Below are 17610 nucleotides of genomic sequence, written 5' to 3'. Positions count from 1 at the left end.
GTTCGGTATGCGAACGCGCCCTGGTGATTTCCGCAAAGGAGCCCCATTTAACACGATGGAACGGTGCAGTCATGCTGCCGTAATACGTCTGCGAAACAGTACGTCTCGAGTCGGTTCGACTCGGAACCATCTCGGTGGTTCCTCCCAATGAACCTGGCTGGAGAGTTCCGGGACCGAGTCCCGGGCGCCGAAGGAGCAAGTACCCACACACTCTCAGGCACCAGGACAGTCAGGGTCGGGAACTCTGGAGAGCAGTGTGTCGACGGTTTCGGCACACTCACCGACGGGGCACGATGACCACTCCCACGAGTGTGTCTCCAAACTCTCAGGTCACGGAACAGAGCGGGTGTCAACCGAGGTGATCCACCGGATCGCCTTCCCACGCTCGGCAACCGGTACCCGGTTGCTCACCTTCCCCGGGAGATCCATGAACGTGTCTGCTAGTGGGGCATCCACGAACATCATGGCCATCGCCAATGCACCCGTGCTCTGGGTGGCGGTGGTCGGCATCTTCGTCATCATCGTCGTGCAGTCGGCGATCTACATGACCGCGGTCCGCAAGGTCGCACCGGTTGCGGACATGTCACCGGAAGACATGAAAGTGTCGTTCCGCTCCGGCGCCGTGTCGGCGATCGGACCGTCCCTCGCCGTGTGCCTCGTGGCGATCGCACTGCTCGCGCTCTTCGGCACACCCGCGGTCCTGGCACGCATCGGACTGATCGGTTCCGCCGCCTACGACGTGTCCGCGGCCAGTATCGCCGCGGACTCCATGGGTGCGAAACTCGGCGCCGACAGCTATACCCAGAACGTGTTCGTCGTCGCGTTCTTCGCCATGAGCATCGGTGGTGTGATGTGGATGCTGTCGGCGCTGATCCTCACGCCGCTGCTCAAACGCGGAGACGCGAAGATCCGCACGGTGAATCCGGCGTTGATGGCCGTGGTTCCGTCCGCGGCGCTGATCGGCGCGTTCGCGTCGCTGGGCTTTCAGGAACTGACGAAGTCCAGTTATCACATCGTGGCGTTCGCCGCGTCCGCCGTCGCGATGGGCACCTGCCTCTTCGTGGCCCAGCGTTTCGGCAAGAGCTGGCTTCGCGAATGGGGACTGGGCATTTCGATCCTCGTCGCGCTCACGGTCACCTACCTGGCCACGTCCTGACATGACCACTGCGAAAGGTTCCCCGATGACTACGGATGACGCGGTGGCAGTGGCCACCGGAGAACGTGCGCTCGCCGAGTTCGACAAGACGACGTCCCGCTGGGGTCGCATCACGATGATCCTCGGGTTGCTCCTGTCGATCGGTGCGCCTCTGTACCTGGTCTTCTCGGGTGACGTAGACGTCACCGCCGCTCAGTTGTGGACGGCGTTCGCCGCGGTGGCCGGGACGTTCTTCATCATCTGGCTGGTCGAGCCGCTGACCTACTTTCCGATCCTCGGCCCGGCCGCGATGTATCAGGCGTTCATGATCGGCAACATCGCGAACAAGCTGCTGCCGGCCGCGCTCATCGCGCAGACGAACATCGGCGCCAAGCCGGGAACCAAGCGGGCCGAACTTGCTGCGGTCCTCGCGATCTGCGGCGCCGCGATGGTGCACCTCGTGTCGCTGGCGGTGTTCGTCGGTGTGCTGGGCACCTGGCTGATCAGCGTGATACCCGCCGACATCGTGAGCGTCACCCGCTCGTACATCCTGCCCTCGGTCCTGGGTGCGGTCCTCGTGCAGGCGATCGTCTCGATGAAGCAGCCCCGGGCCACCGTGATCGCGCTGCTGGTGGCCGCGATCATCACGTTCGTCGTCGTCCCGGCGATGCCGAGCCTCGCCCTGTCGTCCACCGCCATCGCGGTGATCGTGACGGCCGTCCTCGCCTGGTTCCTCCGGAACAAGAACGACCAGGGCCCCGCCGAGCTCGCGACCATCGAGTAAGAATCGATACGCGTCACCTACACCTGATTCGAAAGAAGGCTCCATGACCGACATGCCGATCGCGCTCACCGACGAGCTGCGGACGAAGATGCACGACCTCTATCGGCACCTGCACGCGAATCCCGAACTGTCGATGCAGGAACACAAGACCGCCGAACTGATCCAGAGTTCCCTCGTCGCCCTGGGAATCGACACCTTCGTCTGCGGCGGCACCGGTGTGGTGGGTGTCCTGACCAACGGCGACGGCCCCACCGTCGCGTTCCGTGCCGATTCGGACGGACTGCCGATCGCCGAGGACACCGGCGTCGACTACGCCAGCGTCGCGACCGGACACCTCGACGACGGCACCGAGGTGCCCGTGATGCACGGCTGCGGCCACGACACGCACGTCGCCACCCTGCTCACCGTCGCCGAACTGCTCGCCGGAGCACGGGAGGCGTGGGCCGGCACGATCGTGTTCCTGTTCCAGCCGGGCGAGGAAACCGCAGCCGGAGCGAAGGCGATGGTCGAGGACGGACTGTGGGATCGGGCGCCGAAGCCGGAGATCGTCTTCGGGCAGCACGTCGGTCCGATGCTCGCCGGAACCGTGCACGTGACCAGTGGCGCCGCGATGGCCATGGCCGACTCCCTGAAGGTCACCGTCTACGGGCAGGGCTCGCACGGTTCCCAGCCGCAGGATTCGATCGACCCGATCATTCAGGGCGTCAACATGATCAACCGCATCCAGACCATCGTGTCCCGCGAGGTTTCCCCGCTGAAGTCGGCGGTGGTGACGGTCGCGACGTTCCACGCGGGACTGAAGGAGAACATCATCGCGGACCGCGCCGAGTTCACGATCAACGTGCGCACCCTCGATCCCGAGGTGCGCGAACAGGTCAACGCCGCGCTGCGCCGCATCATCTACGCCGAGGCCGACGCGTCCGGGGCGCCGACGCCGCTGATCGAGGAGCTGTACACGTTCCCGCGCAACTACAACGATCCCGACGCCACCGCCGAACTCGTCGCCGAGCTGCGGAAGGTGCTGGGCGAGAACAACGTCATCGCGTCGTCGCCGATGATGGGTTCGGAGGACTTCGGTCTCCTCGCCGAGGCGATCGGGGTGCCGTCGGTCTTCTGGATGTTCGGCGGCCACACCGCGGAGACCCTCGACAGCGGAAAGCCGGTGCCGGTGAACCACTCACCGTTCTTCGCCCCCGTCGCGGAACCCACCCTCTCCACCGGCGTCCAGGCGGCGATGACCGCCATCCTGTCGAAGGTCGGGATCTAGGCCCTCCGGGCCCGTGAGTGGTTAGCGAGTCTCTGCACTCGTCAACCACTCACGGGCGCGAAGCGCCCAGCGGAGCAGCGGTGGTGGCGCCGGCGTCCGTGCCGGTCTTCTCGAACCGCAACCGCGAGACCGCGAGTCCGGCGAGGACGAAGGACGCGGCGACGAGGATGTACAGCTGGGTGGGCGACCAGTCGCGGTCGAGGAGAGCGCCGGCGACGATCGGTGACGCGATGGCGCCGACGCGGCCGATGCCGATGCCCCAGCCGACGCCGGTGGCGCGGACGGACGGCGAGTAGACCGACGGCGTGATCGCGTACAGCCCGGCGATGCACCCGTTGGCGAAGACGCCGATCAGGGCGCCCAGCCCGAACGCGATGACGATGGACGCGGTGGCGGGGACGAAGACGACCAGGAGCAGACCGGCGGTCGCCATGTAGGCGATGAGCACGCGCTTCAGGGCGAACCGCGCGGACAGTGCGCCGAGGAGGGTGGCGCCGAAGATGCCGCCGAGGTTGAGGAGCACTCCGCCGGTGACGCCCTGGTTCGCGGACATGCCCGCCTCGACCAGCAGTTTCGGGGTCCAGCTGGTGACGAAGTAGAAGCCGAACATCGCCATGAAGAACGCGAACCACACCAGCAGCGTGCTGCGGCGCCGCTCGGGCGACAGGAGGACGCGCACCGCGAAACCGGCGTCCGCGGTGGCAGTGGCACGGAGGGTGGGCAGGTCGTCGAGGCGTGGTTGACCGACCCGCACGGCGAAGGCGTTGATGCGGTCGAGGGCGTTGGCCGGTCGCCGGACGAGCAGGAAGTCGATCGATTCGGGTAGCCGCGCATAGACGACGGGAATGATCGCGGCCGTGCACAGCCCGCCGAACAGGAACACCGTGCGCCAGCCGAGCGAATTCTGCAGCACGACGGCGATGATTCCGCCGACCGTCGCGCCGACGGCGTAGCCGGTGGAGTTGAGGCTCACGGCCAGCCCGCGCCAGCGGTTCGACGCGTACTCACTGGCAATGACGTTGCTGCTGGCGAGGATTCCGCCGATACCGACGCCGGTGAGGGCGCGGAGCAGGCCGAGTTGGATCGCGTTCTGGCTGACCGCCGACAGCAGCATGCCCGTCGACGCGAGCGCCAGGCACAGCAGGATCATGGCGCGGCGACCGATGGTGTCCGCCCACGGTGCCAGGAACAGCGACCCAGCGGCCATGCCGAACAGTCCGGCGCTGAGCAGCAGGCCGACGACCGAGCCCGACAGGTCCCATTCCTGCGACACCGACTGCGCGGTGAACGCCATGACGAGGACGTCGAAACCGTCGAGCACGTTGAGTAGACCGCAGATGGCGATGGCGCCCCATTGGTAACGCGTCATCGGACTGTTGTCGATGCGTTCGCGTAGGTCGAATTGCATGTGCGGGACCTGCTCTTCCTCGGAGGTGGGCTGTGATGTGGCTCACGACCCACTTACCGTGGCGGACAGATCACTCGTTTCCAACTTCACTTCCGAATGTCGGAATGCACCTGTGAGTACTTGTTAACCGCCCGTGGTTAAGAAGTACTCACGGGCGGCGGAGCCGCAAAGACCATCGCGTCGTCGACGACCTTGCCGTGCCGCAGGGTCACCAGGTCGCGGAAGTAGTTCATCCGCAGCCGCCACGGTGCCTTCGACCCCTGCTTCGGGAACGACTCCACCGACCGCAGCACGTAACCGGCGGCGAAGTCGAGGAACGGTTCCTCGTCGACCGCACTGTCCCGCTCCGGGGCGCACTGCGCGAATCCGTTGTCGTCCATGTGCGCGAGGAGACGGCAGACGTACTCGCACACCAGGTCGGCCTTGAGCGTCCAGGACGCGTTGGTGTAGCCGATGACGAACGCGAAGTTGGGCACCCCGCTGAGCATCATCCCCTTGTACGCCATGGTCTCGGTGAGGTCGATGTCGCGGCCGTCGACGGCGAGCGTCATCCCGCCGAACGCGAGCAGGTTCAAACCCGTTGCCGTGATGACGATGTCGGCATGCAACACCTCACCGGACTTCAGCGTGATACCGGATTCGGTGAAGGTGTCGATGTGATCGGTCACGATCGACACCTCGTCGTTCCGGATGGAACGGAATAGATCTCCGTTGGGCACGAGGCACAGTCGCTGGTCCCACGGGTTGTACCGGGGCGTGAAGTGGGTGTCGATGTCGTACCCCTTCGGCAGCCATTTCTCCTGCATCTGCCGGATGCGCCCCTTCATGAACTGTGGATAGCGCTGGCACAGTTGGTAGATCGCCGTCGCGACCGACGCGTTCTTCAGCCGCGTGAGCGCGTACGCGAGCCGGGCGGGCAGGTGCCGTCGGAGCTTGTTGGCCAGTTTGTCCTTCGCCGGCATCGAGATGATGTAAGTCGGCGACCGTTGCAGCATGGTCACGTGTGCGGCCTCGGCGGCCATCGACGGTGCCAGCGTCACCGCGGTGGCCCCGCTGCCGATGATGACGACGCGCTTGCCCGCGTAGTCGAGGTCCTCGGGCCACTTCTGCGGGTGCACGACCTGCCCCGCGAACCGGTCGATGCCCGGGAACTCGGGGGTGTAGCCCTCGTCGTAGCGGTAATAGCCGCTGCAGGACATCAGGAAGCCGGCGGTGAACCGGACCTTCTCACCGGTGTCGGTGCGCTCCGCGTCGACCGTCCACTGCGCGTCGGCGGTGGACCACTCGGCGCGGACCACCCGATGCCGCAACCGGATGTTCCGGTCGATGCCGTGCTCGGCCGCCGTGCCCTTGACGTACTCGAGGATCGACGGCCCGTCGGCGATCGACTTGTCGTTCTCCCACGGCTTGAATCGGTAGCCGAGCGTGTACATGTCGGAGTCGGAACGAATGCCGGGGTAGCGGAACAGGTCCCACGTTCCACCGATCGACTCCCGGCTCTCCAGGATCGCGTAGGTGCGGCGGGGGAAGTTGTCCTGCAGGTGGTATGCGGCACCGATCCCGGACAGTCCGGCGCCGATGATCAGCACGTCGAGATGTTCGACGGGCGCTTTCGCGCCGGTGGTGTCGGCGGCGGTATCGGTGTGTGACATGAACACTCTCTCGCTGGCGGGGAAGGGTGGCTACTTCGGGTCGACGGCGACGTCGTCGAGAGCGACATTACGTGCGCTGGTGGACCGGCCGAGCTTCGCGGCCTCCTCGTCCATCAGTGGAAGGATTCGGGGAACGGGGCGCAGCAAGGTGCGATCCCCGACGCGCGACGTCACCACCGCTTTCAGCCAGCCGAACAGTCCGACCCACCGTGGCACATACACGCGACGTTTCCGCTTGGCCAGGCCGTCCACGAACGCGTCGACGCAGGAATCCACCGACGTCGTCTTGCCGAGCGGTCCGGGTAAAGCGGCGAGAAATTGGTTGAAGGCGGTGAGGTCGGCTTTCGCGTCCTGGACGAGCGGGGTGTCGATCCACGACATGTGGGCCGAGCCGACGGTGACGCCGCGGTGGGCGACCTCGAGACGGAGGGCGTTGGCGAAATGTTCGACGCCTGCCTTGCTGGCGTTGTACGCCGTCAGACCGGCTGCGGGCGCGAACGCGGCGAGTGACGAGACGACCAGGATGTAGCCCTTGCGCTCGATCACGGACGGAAGCGCAGCCCGGACGGTGTAGAAGACGCCGAGAATGTTGATGTCGATGACCCGTTTGAACGTGGCCGGATCGACCTGCATCACCGAGCCGAAGCTGGCGATTCCGGCGTTCGCGAGAACGAGGTCGATGCCGCCGAACTTCGCGACACCGGCGTCGACGGCCTTCTGCACGGCGGCCAGATCGCAGACGTCCGCGGCCACGGCGAGCGCGACGTCGTCACCGAGTTCGGCGGCGAGGGCCTTCAGCGGCTCGGCGTCCAGATCGATCAGAACGAGTTTGACGCCCTTGCGGGCGAGGGCGCGGGAGGTCTCGGCTCCGATGCCACGCGCGGCGCCGGTGACGAGTGCGACTTTGTTCCTGAGCGTGGGCATGCGATCTCCTGGCGTGTGATCTGGCACCGTTCGGTGTCAGTTTGTATCTGGAACTGTGCGGTGTCAATATGGGGGGCGTGAGTTCGCCCAGGCTCGACGAGACGGGCCGCACCTACCGCGGTGCGGGCCCCCGGCAGCGGCAGGAAGATCGCCGCGTGCGCCTCGTCGACGCTGCCGTCGAGGTGTTCGGGACCAGCGGATACCGGACCGCGACGGTCGAGAAGATCTGCACCACGGCGGGGTTGACCAAGCGCTACTTCTACGAGTCCTTCGACGACAGCGAGGCCCTACTGCTGGCGGCGTATGCGAGTGTCACCGACAGTCTGCGCGACAGCGTCCTGCGCGGCGCGGGGGAAGGCGGTGCCGATCTGGACGCCCGGGTGCGCGGCGCGCTGACCGCGTTCTTCGAGTCCGTCGCCGAAGACCCGCGCATCCCGCGGATCGCGTTCCAGGAGGTCCTGGGTGTCGGGCCGGAGGTCGACATCGCTTACCGCCGCGTCACCCGGTCCTTCGTGGATGCCGTTCTCGTCGTCATCGGGCCGGCCGTCGACCAGGCCGCGTTCCCCGACCCCCACCTGCGCACGCTCGCGACCGGCCTGGTGGGCGCGGTGCTGATGATCGCCCAGCAGTGGGTGCTGGCCGAGAACCCGCAGCCGATCGAGTCCGTCATCGACAGCTCGCACACCATTCTCTCGGCCGTCCTGGGCAGGCTCGGCCCCCACCCCATGTGAGTGGCAATGCGTGCCGGCGCACACATTGCCACTCACATGGGGTGACCTGGAATTACGTGTGCCAGGGGGAATTCGGGCAAATACCGGACACCATCACATATATGTTGTTAAATACCTGACATGCCCGGTGCTGTGCACTGCCAATCACCGTGGGTCCGCACCACGACGATCCGCTCGGTGCTCGTCGCGCTGCTCGGCGTCGTCGTACTCGCGGCGCCGATGCCAGCCGTCGCACACGCCACCGGTTACGAGAGCCTCCTCGACATCACGCCGGCAAACGCGGCGGCCGAGTCGATCGGCGGCCTCGACCCTCGGCTGCCCACCGACTCCGCCGCGCTCGGTGCCGCGCTGGCGTCGGCTCGCGCCGACGGAGTTGCCGCGACACGGTATGCGGCTCTGCTGCAACAGTATTGGCTCGCGCGGGGAAGCGAAGCGTCGGGAATCGACCTGGCCGCGTGGGATCCGAATGCCGGTCTGCTCGCCAACGCCGCCGTAGTCGACCGCGTCTACGAGAACTACGGCCGGTACCAACTCCAGCGCGCCGAGCTCTACTGGTCCGGCATGGCGGGTTTGGCGGGAGGGTCGTTCGCCGCGGGCTTCTGGGACCTCGACCTCGGCCGGACCGTGCTCGGCGTGGACGCCGTCCATGCGCTCGGCAACGCCGTCGCGTCCACGGTCGGCGGGTTGCCCGGCGAGGCCATGACGCTGCTGCCCCCGGACCCGAGAACGCTCGCCACCGTCGGTCCGGCGATGACCGCCGAGGACATGGACTGGTATCAGAAACGTCTGCTGATGATGCAGAAGCACATCTATTTCGACATGGTGCCCATGCACGAGGCGTATCTGAACGAGGGCAGGGCCGCCGTCGAGGAGATGGCCGCCTCCGGGCTGCTGGACGAGAACGCCGAGATCGCCTGGAACGGCATCTTTTCGGGGACGCCGGCGGGGAACGTCGACGCCCTGTTCCGGATGGCGTCGCGGGAACAGAATCAGATCATCGCCGATCAGTGGGACGTCACCGCCGCGGCCCGGGACGGTGTCGGCCGGGCACTCACCTATGCCACCACTCTGGCGGCGCAGCCCTCGGTTCCCGGCTCGCGTGCACCGGGGAAGGTTGCGCCGATGTCGGTCACCGGCGACGCCAACGGCTCGCACTACCGTCTCCGCACACCGCTGCCCGCTTTCAACTGGGCCGATCGGGAACCGCGCTGGCAGTACATCGTCAGCGACATCGCGTCGTCCTACCAGCGACTCGCCGAGGGCCGGCCGGGAGAACTGCGGGCTCTGCTCGCCATCCCGTTTCGCGACTTCGTCGAGAGTCAGCGGGTGCTGCGGCGGGTGCCCGACCTCGCCCGCGACATGAGCACCGGCTGGGAGCTGTCCCCGGCGCAGCCGTAGCCGGTGCCGACTTTCCAATGGATGGATGTGACGTTGCGCACGGGTAGGCGCGGTTGGCACGTTGTGTCACACCACGCCAGGCCCGATCGCAGGAGAGTCGATGAACGTTTCCGCCGTCACACACGACAGCCCGACCACCGCGAAACCCACCGAGGCCGCGAAGACGCCGAAGAAGGCGGCGCTCGCGTCGTTCCTCGGCAGCGCGCTCGAGTATTACGACTTCTTCATCTACGGATCCGCCGCCGCCCTCGTCTTCGGGCACACGTTCTTCCCGGCCGGCAACGACGCTATCGGCACCGTGGCCGCGCTCGCGACGTTCGGTGTGGGCTACGTGGCCCGGCCGGTCGGCGGAATCGTGCTGGGCCACTTCGGTGACAAGCTGGGCCGCAAGAAGATTCTGTTGCTGACGCTGCTCATCATGGGACTGTCGAGTCTGGCCATCGGATTCCTGCCCACCTACGAGCAGATCGGCATCGCCGCCCCGATCCTTCTCGTGCTGTGCCGCCTCGCGCAGGGTTTCTCCGCGGGCGGTGAGGCGGCCGGCGCCAGCACGCTGACGCTCGAGCATTCGCCGGAGGGGCGACGCGCGTTCTTCACCAGCTTCACCATGACGGGGTACGCCGCCGGCATGGTGCTCGCCACCCTCGTGTTCATCCCCGTGGCCGCGCTGCCGAAGGAGCAACTCGACAGCTGGGGGTGGCGAATCCCGTTCTGGTGCAGCGCCGTCATGCTCGTGGTGGCCTACTTCGTCCGTACCAAGCTCGACGAGACCCCGGTGTTCGAGGAGTCCCGCGATCGCGCGGAGGTGCAGAAGCTGCCCGTCGTGACGGTCGTGACGACGCAGTGGCGGGACGTCCTGCGCATCGCGCTGTGCTCGCTGTTCGCCGTCGGCCAGACGGTGTTCACCGTCTTCGGGCTGGCCTACGCCACCGGACCCGACGTCGGCATCGACCGCACCACGATGCTGTGGACGTCGTCGGTGTCGATCGCGGGTTCCATTGTCGCGATACCGCTGCTCGCCAAGCTGTCGGACCGCATCGGACGACGCCCCGTCTGGATCACCGGCACCCTCGGGTGCGCGGTGACGATCTTCGCGTACTTCTGGGCCATCTCGGTCGGTTCCGTTCCGCTGATCTTCGGTGCGGCGCTGCTGACGATGACGCTGTTCTACTCGATGGTGAACGGTCTGTGGCCGAGCTTCTTCACCGAGATGTTCGCGGCGCCGGTGCGCTATTCCGGTTTCGCGGTCGGCACGCAGATCGGGTTCCTCATCGCAGGCTTCGCCCCGGCGATCGGCTGGGCGCTGCTGGGCACCGGGGTGAACGCGTGGGTGCCCGTCGCGGCGTTCACGGCGCTCTGCATGCTGGTCTCGTCCGTGGCCGCCTTCACCGCCCGCGAAACGTACCAGGTGCCGTTGGCCGAACTCGGGCGTCCGTCTACCCCGTAGGAGTAGCCGGAGGACAATAGGGCGATGTCACGGACACCGACAGGAGAATCGGTTACTGCCCGCGTCGTGAGGATCTTGTCCTCCTTCGACGCGGACACACCGTCCCTGTCGGTGTCCGACATCGCGCGCCGGTCCGACCTCCCCGTCGCGACGGCGCACCGCATCGTCGGCGAACTCGTGAAGTACCGCCTCCTCGAACGCAACGACACCCGCATCAGCATCGGCGTGCGGATGTGGGAACTGGGCTCCCGCGGCTCGCACACCCTCAGTCTGCGCGAGGCCGCGATGCCGTTCATGGAGGACGTGAACGCCGCGATCAAGCAGCACACCCAGCTGGGCATCCTCGACGGCAGCGAGGTGCTGTTCGTCGAACGGCTCTCGACGCGCGGATCCGTCGTCAACGTCACCAAGATCGCCGGACGCCTGCCCGTGCACGCCTGCTCGTCCGGTCTGGTCCTGATGGCCAGCGCCTCCCGCGACGTGCAGGACGAACTCCTGTCGCGGCCGCTGGAACGCTACACCGACGCCACCGTCACCGATCCCGAGCAGATGCGACGTCTCCTCGCCGAGGTGCGGCACCAGCACTTCGCGGTGGCCGTCGGTCTGATCACCCCGGGCGCGACGGGAGTCGCTGTGCCCGTGCGGGACAGCGACGGAGGCCGGGTCATTGCCGCACTGTCCGTCGTCATCCCACACGATCAGGCGAACCCGCAGTCGGTGGTCGCGGCGCTGACGACGGCGTCGCGCGGCATCACCCGGGCGATGTCGCGCGGATCGCGGCACTGAAGAACCCTTTCCATCCATTGGAGTCGCGCTGTGACTCGGGTCTCGGTTCGGCCAGAGTAGGTGCCACGAACACGACGTCACCGGTCACGAAGGTCGAATCGAAAGCGACTGCACACCAGACCTTTCGCACATTCTGATCGCGTGCCGACTCCAGGGAAGGTCCACGAATGAGCTCGAAAACTGTCAAATGCGACCTGTTGGTCATCGGATCCGGGGCCGCCGGCATGGCCGCGGCACTCAAGGCGGCGAGTGAGGGCCACAGTGTCATCGTCGCCGAGAAGTCGCAGTGGCTCGGCGGCACCACCGCCATCTCCGGGGGCTGGGCGTGGGTACCGGGCAACAAGCAGGGCGTCGCGCAGGGCGACACCCGTCAGGAGATCGAAACCTACATCCGCGCCCTCGCGAAGGACTCCTACAAGGCCGAGATGGTCGACACCTTCCTCGACGAGGTCCCGGAGGCGATCGACTGGCTCGAGCGCGACACCGACGTCGAATTCGTCTATCCGGAAATGGCTCCCGATTACCAGATGGACGCGCCGGGTGCGAAGCCGTCGGGTCGCGCGATCTCGGGCAAGGTGGTCGACGCGCGCACCCTCGGCGAGAACCGGTTGCGGTTGCGCCCCTACCTCGACACCTACACCGTGTTCGGCTACATGCCCGAGGTCGGACCCGACATCGCGCAGTTCCTCCACGCCAACCAGTCGTGGAAATCGTTTGCCTACGTGTCGAAGAAGCTCCTCAAGACGTGGGTCGAGACCGTGCTGTGCCGCCGGTCGTTCGACCGGACCAACGGCAACTCGCTGATGGTGCGGATGGTGTCGTCCGCCGCGAAGCTCGGCATTCGCATGTGGACGGAGACTCCCGTCACGAAGATTCTGCAGTCGGAGAACGGCGTCGTCACCGGGGCAGTCCTCGGGGGCGTGCACGCGGGAACGGTGGAGGCGCGGCTCGGCGTCGTCATCGCGGCCGGCGGATACTCCTCCGACGCGACCCTGCGCGCCGAGTGCTGGGGGCATGATCCGCACGGCGACAACCACTTCACGCCCACGGTCGGCCACGACGGCGACAACGTGCGCCTGGCCGCACCGCTCGGCGGGCACGTCGACACCGACGTCCACGAGCCCGCCGCGTGGGCGCCGGTCACCGTGTTCACCGGACTACGCGGACAGCAACGCATCTTCCCGCACCTGCGGGCATTCGGGCTCCCGGGCCTCATCGCGGTGAACCGCAAGGGCGAACGTTTCGCCAACGAGTCGAGCTCCTACCACGACTTCGGCATGGCGATGATCGAGGAGAACGCCGGCGCGGATGAGACTTTCGGCTACATCATCGCCGACTCGAAGGCCATGAAGAAATACGGCATCGGATACGCGAAGCCGTGGCCGATCCCGCAGGGCTATTTCACGAAGACCGGATTCCTCCACAAGGCCGACACGGTCGAGGAACTCGCACGCACGATCGGTATCGACGCCGCCGGACTGAAGCAGACCCTGGCCGAGTTCAACACCGGAGCGGCCAAGGGTGAGGACCCGAAGTTCAACCGCGGGTCCAACTGGTTCCACCACTTCAAGGGCGACATGGAGCACCAGCCCAACCCGAACCTCGAGCCGCTCGACAAGGGGCCCTACTACGCCGCGAAGATCCAGATGGGCGACCTCGGCGCCTACTCCGGACTGGCCGTCGACCGGCACAGCCAGGTGCTCGACGACGACAAGCAGCCGATCCCGGGTCTTTTCGCAGCCGGTTCCGCGGCCGTCAGCATCTTCGGCGGCGGCTACCCGGGCTACGGCGCCAACATCGGGCCGGCCCTCGTCTTCGGGTACACCATCGGCCGGGACGCCGAGATCCTCGCGTCGCTGCGCGGCGAACCCGCCACACCGACCGTGCTGGAAGAGGTCTGAGATGCCGTTCTTCCTCGTCCGCTACGCATACACCGGCGACACGGCCGGCCGGGACGAGCACCGTCCCGAACACAAACGCCACCTGCAAGCTGCCGCCGATCGTGGACTGATCCTCGGGTCCGGACCGTTCGCGGCGGGCGAAGTTCCCGGCGCGGCCATGATCTACGAGGCTGCGGGCAGACGGGACGTCGTCGACGTCGTCGAGGGTGACCCGTTCCGCCTGCACGGGCACGTCGCCTCGTACGACGTCACCGAGTGGATTCCGATGATCGGCCCGTGGGCCGTCGCAGCAGTGGGAGGTAGGTCATGACAGGTCGAGTGGCAGGCAAGGTCGCCGTCGTCACGGGTGCCAACGGCGACCTGGGCGGTGCGACCACGCGGATGCTCGCACGAGAGGGCGCGAGGGTCGCCGCGCTCGACCTCACACCGCCGGGCGCCTCGTGGGATTCGGAGTCGGTCACGTCGTTCGCCGTCGACGTGACCGATGAGGCCGGCGTCGCCGAGGCCGTTGCAGCAGTGGTGGACACCGTGGGCGTTCCCGACATTCTGGTCAACTGTGCGGGCATCATCGGCAGGCCCGCGCCGTCCCACAAGGCGTCGGTCGCCGAGTTCGACCAGATCTTCGACGTCAACGTCAAGGGTGTGTGGCTGATGACCAAACACGTGGTGCCGCACATGATCGCCCGGAAGAAGGGCAGCATCGTGAACTTCTCGTCGATCCACGGGCTGACCGGAGGCTCCAACGTCCCGCTGTACCACGCGTCGAAAGGTGCTGTGCGACTGCTGAGCAAGTCGGACGCCGTCACCTACGGGCCCGACGGAATCCGCGTCAACTCGATCCACCCCGGGTCGATGCGCACGGAGATGAGCCGGCGATCGGCCGAGGGCAGCGCGCTCGGACCGGAGGAGTACTACCGCCAACTCGTGTCGGGAAACCCCCTCCCGCGGCAGGGTGAACCCGACGAGATCGCGTACGGGGTGCTCTATCTCGCCTCGGACGAGTCCGGCTTCACCACCGGCACCGAACTCGTCGTCGACGGCGGGTACACGGCGCACTGATTGTTCTGCTCGCCCAATGTCACATTGGTTCAGTTAGACTGCGCCGGTGTGACATTGGGCGAGTCTGTCAGTCGAAGTGCCGCGCCAGCCGCCGATGCCGGTGCCCGAAGAACCCACCCAGCACACGTGCGAGCACCGGTGTCAGCGGCACCAGCGGGAGTCTCGGCTCGAACGTGATCCGGTCGTGGACGCCGGTGCTCCCGTCGTCGAACGGGGTGAGGGTGCGCTCGTGCTCCCACCGGCGCATGCTGAGCATCGTCGACTTCTCGTGGAACCGCCGGACCGGTTCGAGTTCGGTGATGGTCAGATCGTCGTAGTCGAACGGGACGACCCCGAACAGTCGCAGCCACGCCCGCCCGAGCGGTTGCCCGACCGGGACGGAGTCGATGGTGATCGACTCCGCGCCCCGCGGAATGCTCATCGTCATCCACGGACGCATCTCGTCGTTGATCCCGTCGGGGTCGACGACCCTGGCCCACACCCGTTCGATCGGCGCGGCGACGACGGAACTGCGTTCGATGATCACCGTGCCATCATCTCCGGGCCGCACGACGGTGTGCAACGGGTTCGGCCGACGCCTGGCTGAAAACCGCCACACGATCGCCCGGTTACGCCTGTGTGTCAACTGCTGACACAGGTACTGGCAACAGGGTCTCCCCGGGGTTGCAGTGCAGTGACGTCGCTGTGTGACCGTGATCCGGATCGCGGATCAGGCAATTTCCTGTTAGGGATGCTAAGTTTTCACGATGCGGAGCGAACGCTCCGCTTTGTTGGGAGAATCCATGAAAACCGCTTCCCGGCGGGCGCACCATCAGTTGACGTTTGCCGTTCTCACCGTGGGCGTCGGCGCCTACGCCCTGCTGCAGTCGCTGGTGATGCCGGTATTGCCGACCCTCGAGTCCGAGTTGAGTACCACGCAGACCAATGTCACCTGGGTGTTGACTGCCTACCTGTTGTCGGCGTCGATCTTCACCCCGGTCATGGGACGCCTCGGTGACATGCACGGCAAGAAGCGTGTGTTCGTGGTCGCGCTCGTCGCACTGGCTGCAGGGTCGCTGCTCGCGGCCCTGGCCACCTCGCTGTCGGTGATGATCGCCGCGCGGGTGATCCAGGGAATCGGGGGCGGTGTGCTGCCCCTGGCGTTCGGGATCATCCGCGACGAGTTCCCCGAGGAGAAGGTGGTGGGAGCGGTCGGCATCATCGCCGCGCTCACCGCTGTCGGCGCCGGTCTGGGCATCGTCCTGGCCGGACCGATCGTGTCCGTGCTGGGATTTCACTGGCTGTTCTGGATTCCGCTGATCATGGTCGTGTTGGCGGGGTTGGCCGCCCAGATCCTGGTACCGGAGTCGCGTGTTCGCACCGCAGGGAAGATCAACTGGCTCACCGCACTGCTGCTGTCCGGATGGCTCGTCGCGTTGTTGCTCGGTGTGAGTCAGGCGCCCAACTGGGGTTGGGGTTCTCCGATCGTCGTCGGGCTGCTGGTGGCTGCCGCGGTGGTCGCGCTGACCTGGGTGGTCGTCGAATCGCGATCCGGCAACCCGTTGATCGACATGTCGATGATGCGGATCCGAAGCGTCTGGGCCGCCAATCTGGTGGCCTTGCTGATGGGTATCGGCATGTACGCCGCGTTCGGCTTCCTGCCGCAGTTTCTGCAGACGCCGTCGTCGGCCGGATTCGGCTTCGGTGCTTCGGTCACCGAGTCGGGTCTGATGCTGCTGCCGTTGAGTGTGGGAATGTTCCTGCTCGGGCTTGCGTCCGGCCGCCTGGCGAGTCGATTGGGTTCGAGAAACCTGGTGGTGGCCGGGTCGATCGTCAGTGCGATCGGCTACTTCGTGGTGGCGTTTCTGCATGAGACCGAGATGGACATCTACCTCGCAACATCCTTGGCAGGAATCGGTTTCGGCCTGGCGTTCTCGGCGATGTCGAACGTGGTCGTCGCGGCGGTGCCGTCGGAGCAAACCGGTGTCGCGAGTGGCATGAACGCGAACATCCGCACGATCGGTGGTTCGCTGGGTGCTGCCTTCATGGCCAGCATCGTCACCGCCGGTGCGTCCCCGTCGGGAGTCCCGCAGGAATCCGGTTACGTCAACGGATTCCTCATGCTGGGTGTGGCAGTTGGTCTCGGCGCCGTTGCGGCCCTGTTCATCCCGGCGTTGAAGCGGGACAAGGCCACGCATCTCGAGGAGACGGCCGAGCTCCGGCATCCGGAACTCGCGCTGGTCGCCGGCGGTACGCTGGCGGGCGACAAATCCGAATGAGGTCCAACGTGAGCGATCAGGTAGGCGGCAAGGTTCTGCGTCGCGACGCCGCGGAGAACCGACAGCGATTGCTCGACGCTGCGGCGACCGTGTTCAGTGCGCGCGGTCTGGATGTGGGTGTCGACGAGATCGCCCGGGTTGCCGGCGTCGGGATCGGAACCCTCTACCGCCGGTTCCCCACCAAGGATGCGCTGATCAGTGAGCTCGTGCGCCAGGTGCTCGAAGACTTCCTCGCCCTGGCCCGTGATGCCGCGTCCGCGCCGGCGGGCGAGGGGCTGGAGCAGGTGCTCTACGGGAGCGGTGCCATCCTGGCGTCGAACCGCGGATGTTTGTCTCGCATGTGGAACGACGACGAGACCACATCGCTGAGGAATGAGTATCGACGAATCCTTTTCGAGTTGCTGGCGCAAGCCAAGCGGCACGGCCGCATCCGTGAGGACGCCACCGACGCCGACCTGGATCTGATCTTCTGGTCCCTACGTGGCGTCGTCGGAACCACACGCGGCGTTACCGATACCGGCTGGCGGAGAATCCTGGCGGTGATGATCGCGGGACTGCGGCCCGGCGCGGAGAGACTCGACGCGACACCGATGAACGCCGAGCACGTCGCGCATATCTTGGAATTGTTGGAGGCTCGTTAAGTATCACCTTGCGCGTCTTCCCGACCTTGCAACCGACGTTCCGACGGTGGACCATGTCGAAGACGACCCCTATTTCCGGCAGCCTGAGCGCGGAGCTGCCAAACGCAACGAACCGGATCGTCCCGCGGGTGTGGTCTGCCATTGGCGGTCTTCTGCGATCTCGTGGCCTATGACGAGAGCCTGCGAAAGATCGAGGCCCTCGATTGCGAAGTCATCCCC

At 66.4% G+C, this 17610-nt stretch carries 16 protein-coding genes and 2 riboswitches; of the genes, 12 read left to right on the top strand and 4 right to left on the bottom strand.

All coding sequences use genetic code 11. The annotated features are described in order from the left end of the window. The first annotated feature begins 147 nt into the window (after positions 1-147). Positions 148-239: riboswitch (glycine riboswitch) on the top strand. Positions 240-242: 3 nt separating this feature from the next. Continuing rightward, positions 243-343: riboswitch (glycine riboswitch) on the top strand. Between the two features lie 84 nt (positions 344-427). From RJ1_RS17950 to RJ1_RS17940, 3 genes are read left to right on the top strand one after another with little or no spacing between them, the layout of a single operon-like run. Further along, positions 428-1156 carry a DUF5058 family protein gene (locus RJ1_RS17950; protein WP_073362198.1) on the top strand — a complete coding sequence of 243 codons (729 nt, stop codon included), beginning with the start codon at positions 428-430 and terminating at the stop codon, positions 1154-1156. Positions 1157-1181: 25 nt separating this feature from the next. Next, positions 1182-1919 (top strand): hypothetical protein, encoded by a 738-nt coding sequence (locus RJ1_RS17945; RefSeq protein WP_073362196.1) that lies wholly within the window; start codon positions 1182-1184, stop codon positions 1917-1919. Positions 1920-1962: 43 nt separating this feature from the next. Beyond that, positions 1963-3186: an amidohydrolase gene (locus tag RJ1_RS17940; RefSeq protein ID WP_073362131.1), complete on the top strand. Its 1224-nt coding sequence runs from the start codon at positions 1963-1965 to the stop codon at positions 3184-3186. A 49-nt stretch (positions 3187-3235) separates the two neighbouring features. Here RJ1_RS17940 and RJ1_RS17935 read toward each other — a convergent pair whose 3' ends face one another. The 3 genes from RJ1_RS17935 to RJ1_RS17925 all read right to left on the bottom strand — a co-directional run bounded on the left by RJ1_RS17935 (position 3236) and on the right by RJ1_RS17925 (position 7170). After that, positions 3236-4594: an MFS transporter gene (locus tag RJ1_RS17935; RefSeq protein WP_073362129.1), complete on the bottom strand. Its 1359-nt coding sequence runs from the start codon at positions 4592-4594 to the stop codon at positions 3236-3238. 137 nt (positions 4595-4731) lie between these two features. Then, positions 4732-6246: a flavin-containing monooxygenase gene (locus RJ1_RS17930; RefSeq protein WP_073362194.1), complete on the bottom strand. Its 1515-nt coding sequence runs from the start codon at positions 6244-6246 to the stop codon at positions 4732-4734. Positions 6247-6276: 30 nt separating this feature from the next. Further along, positions 6277-7170 (bottom strand): SDR family oxidoreductase, encoded by an 894-nt coding sequence (locus tag RJ1_RS17925; protein ID WP_073362127.1) that lies wholly within the window; start codon positions 7168-7170, stop codon positions 6277-6279. Positions 7171-7247: 77 nt separating this feature from the next. Here RJ1_RS17925 and RJ1_RS17920 point away from each other — a divergent pair, with 77 nt between their 5' ends. The 7 genes from RJ1_RS17920 to RJ1_RS17890 all read left to right on the top strand — a co-directional run bounded on the left by RJ1_RS17920 (position 7248) and on the right by RJ1_RS17890 (position 14492). Then, positions 7248-7901: a TetR/AcrR family transcriptional regulator gene (locus RJ1_RS17920; protein WP_073362192.1), complete on the top strand. Its 654-nt coding sequence runs from the start codon at positions 7248-7250 to the stop codon at positions 7899-7901. A 120-nt stretch (positions 7902-8021) separates the two neighbouring features. Beyond that, positions 8022-9299 (top strand): hypothetical protein, encoded by a 1278-nt coding sequence (locus RJ1_RS17915; RefSeq protein WP_073362125.1) that lies wholly within the window; start codon positions 8022-8024, stop codon positions 9297-9299. Positions 9300-9399: 100 nt separating this feature from the next. Next, positions 9400-10746, top strand: a complete 1347-nt coding sequence (locus tag RJ1_RS17910) for an MFS transporter (RefSeq protein WP_073362123.1) — start codon at positions 9400-9402, stop codon at positions 10744-10746. Between the two features lie 24 nt (positions 10747-10770). Continuing rightward, positions 10771-11532 carry an IclR family transcriptional regulator gene (locus RJ1_RS17905; RefSeq protein WP_073362121.1) on the top strand — a complete coding sequence of 254 codons (762 nt, stop codon included), beginning with the start codon at positions 10771-10773 and terminating at the stop codon, positions 11530-11532. 167 nt (positions 11533-11699) lie between these two features. Next, a complete protein-coding gene (gene chcC2 / locus RJ1_RS17900) occupies positions 11700-13433 on the top strand; it encodes a 4-oxocyclohex-2-ene-1-carboxylate 5-dehydrogenase (RefSeq protein WP_073362119.1) in 1734 nt (577 codons plus the stop codon). A gap of 1 nt (position 13434) precedes the next feature. Beyond that, positions 13435-13743, top strand: a complete 309-nt coding sequence (locus RJ1_RS17895) for a YciI family protein (RefSeq protein WP_073362117.1) — start codon at positions 13435-13437, stop codon at positions 13741-13743. After that, positions 13740-14492 (top strand): SDR family NAD(P)-dependent oxidoreductase, encoded by a 753-nt coding sequence (locus RJ1_RS17890; RefSeq protein ID WP_073362115.1) that lies wholly within the window; start codon positions 13740-13742, stop codon positions 14490-14492. The genes RJ1_RS17895 and RJ1_RS17890 overlap by 4 nt, the downstream gene beginning before the upstream one ends. 67 nt (positions 14493-14559) lie before the next feature. Here RJ1_RS17890 and RJ1_RS17885 read toward each other — a convergent pair whose 3' ends face one another. Then, entirely contained in the window at positions 14560-15018 is a 459-nt protein-coding gene (locus RJ1_RS17885; RefSeq protein WP_073362190.1) for an Rv1443c family protein, read from the bottom strand. A gap of 256 nt (positions 15019-15274) precedes the next feature. Here RJ1_RS17885 and RJ1_RS17880 point away from each other — a divergent pair, with 256 nt between their 5' ends. Together RJ1_RS17880 and RJ1_RS17875 are read left to right on the top strand one after the other, a co-directional pair. Continuing rightward, entirely contained in the window at positions 15275-16750 is a 1476-nt protein-coding gene (locus RJ1_RS17880) for an MFS transporter (protein WP_073362113.1), read from the top strand. Then, complete coding sequence (locus tag RJ1_RS17875; protein WP_073362111.1) at positions 16747-17391, top strand: TetR/AcrR family transcriptional regulator; 645 nt, start codon at positions 16747-16749, stop codon at positions 17389-17391. The genes RJ1_RS17880 and RJ1_RS17875 overlap by 4 nt, the downstream gene beginning before the upstream one ends. The last annotated feature ends 219 nt before the right edge of the window (positions 17392-17610 follow it).

It is taken from the genome of Rhodococcus jostii NBRC 16295 (assembly GCF_001894825.1).
Lineage (GTDB): Bacteria > Actinomycetota > Actinomycetes > Mycobacteriales > Mycobacteriaceae > Rhodococcus_F > Rhodococcus_F jostii.
The sequence above is the reverse complement of the archived record's forward strand: the minus strand, read 5'-3'. Positions and strand labels throughout refer to the sequence as shown.

What these genes read in the sequence shown, in the direction of transcription:
- RJ1_RS17950 (WP_073362198.1), top strand. Translation starts at nt 428, where the DNA reads ATGAACGTGTCTGCTAGTGGGGCATCCACGAACATCATGGCCATCGCC.
- RJ1_RS17945 (WP_073362196.1), top strand. Translation starts at nt 1,182, where the DNA reads ATGACTACGGATGACGCGGTGGCAGTGGCCACCGGAGAACGTGCGCTC.
- RJ1_RS17940 (WP_073362131.1), top strand. Translation starts at nt 1,963, where the DNA reads ATGACCGACATGCCGATCGCGCTCACCGACGAGCTGCGGACGAAGATG.
- RJ1_RS17935 (WP_073362129.1), bottom strand. Translation starts at nt 4,594, where the DNA reads ATGCAATTCGACCTACGCGAACGCATCGACAACAGTCCGATGACGCGT.
- RJ1_RS17930 (WP_073362194.1), bottom strand. Translation starts at nt 6,246, where the DNA reads ATGTCACACACCGATACCGCCGCCGACACCACCGGCGCGAAAGCGCCC.
- RJ1_RS17925 (WP_073362127.1), bottom strand. Translation starts at nt 7,170, where the DNA reads ATGCCCACGCTCAGGAACAAAGTCGCACTCGTCACCGGCGCCGCGCGT.
- RJ1_RS17915 (WP_073362125.1), top strand. Translation starts at nt 8,022, where the DNA reads ATGCCCGGTGCTGTGCACTGCCAATCACCGTGGGTCCGCACCACGACG.
- RJ1_RS17910 (WP_073362123.1), top strand. Translation starts at nt 9,400, where the DNA reads ATGAACGTTTCCGCCGTCACACACGACAGCCCGACCACCGCGAAACCC.
- RJ1_RS17905 (WP_073362121.1), top strand. Translation starts at nt 10,771, where the DNA reads ATGTCACGGACACCGACAGGAGAATCGGTTACTGCCCGCGTCGTGAGG.
- chcC2 (WP_073362119.1), top strand. Translation starts at nt 11,700, where the DNA reads ATGAGCTCGAAAACTGTCAAATGCGACCTGTTGGTCATCGGATCCGGG.
- RJ1_RS17895 (WP_073362117.1), top strand. Translation starts at nt 13,435, where the DNA reads ATGCCGTTCTTCCTCGTCCGCTACGCATACACCGGCGACACGGCCGGC.
- RJ1_RS17890 (WP_073362115.1), top strand. Translation starts at nt 13,740, where the DNA reads ATGACAGGTCGAGTGGCAGGCAAGGTCGCCGTCGTCACGGGTGCCAAC.
- RJ1_RS17880 (WP_073362113.1), top strand. Translation starts at nt 15,275, where the DNA reads ATGAAAACCGCTTCCCGGCGGGCGCACCATCAGTTGACGTTTGCCGTT.
- RJ1_RS17875 (WP_073362111.1), top strand. Translation starts at nt 16,747, where the DNA reads ATGAGGTCCAACGTGAGCGATCAGGTAGGCGGCAAGGTTCTGCGTCGC.